Origin of the sequence: Acetonema longum DSM 6540 (genome assembly GCF_000219125.1) — a bacterium.
Taxonomy (GTDB): Bacteria; Bacillota; Negativicutes; order Sporomusales; family Acetonemataceae; genus Acetonema; species Acetonema longum.
Map to the genome: position 1 here is coordinate 1 of NZ_AFGF01000148.1, position 564 is coordinate 564.

The window sequence follows — 564 nt, forward strand, 5'->3', positions numbered from 1 at the left end:
ATCAGCATCTCAACTCCAGGTGGAGATCGATCCGTATGGAATCTGAGAAAATGCCGACAGATGTGGATTGCCAGCGTGTAGTTCACTTGGTATGAGTGCTTTGTATCTTTTTGCTGAATCACCACATGGGTCGTGATGATTTCGCAGAAGTTATAAAGAAGCAGCCGGGCAAAGATTTCCTGCTGGATAGACTCCACCTTTTTGGCGTGGAAAGAGCTCAGGCCAATGGCATATTTCAATTCCCGGAAGGACGTTTCGATTCCCCAACGCATCCCGTAGAGCGTTTTGAGTTCATCCGGGGAAAACGTATCCCTGGGAAGATTGGTGATCACGCATTCATAGGTACCTGTCGTGAGAGGAAAACGTACGACGCGTAAGGTAATAGGATAGAACTCATGTTGCTCCAGATAATCAAAGGTAGAGTTATTCGGGAGAAATTTGTAGATCCCCGAACAAGCCCTCGCCCGTTTGGACTGTTTGCGGGTCAGCGTGAGACGCACATCCGTATCAAATTCCTCTGTTGGCGGCAACCCAATGCTGGAAGTCATGCTGGTGTTGCGCCCT

General features: G+C 48.8%; 1 protein-coding gene. It reads right to left on the reverse strand.

Features of this window, described 5'->3' with window-relative positions:
* A partial coding sequence (locus ALO_RS14615; RefSeq protein ID WP_004097193.1) for a transposase occupies positions 1 to 564 on the reverse strand: 564 nt, incomplete at both ends.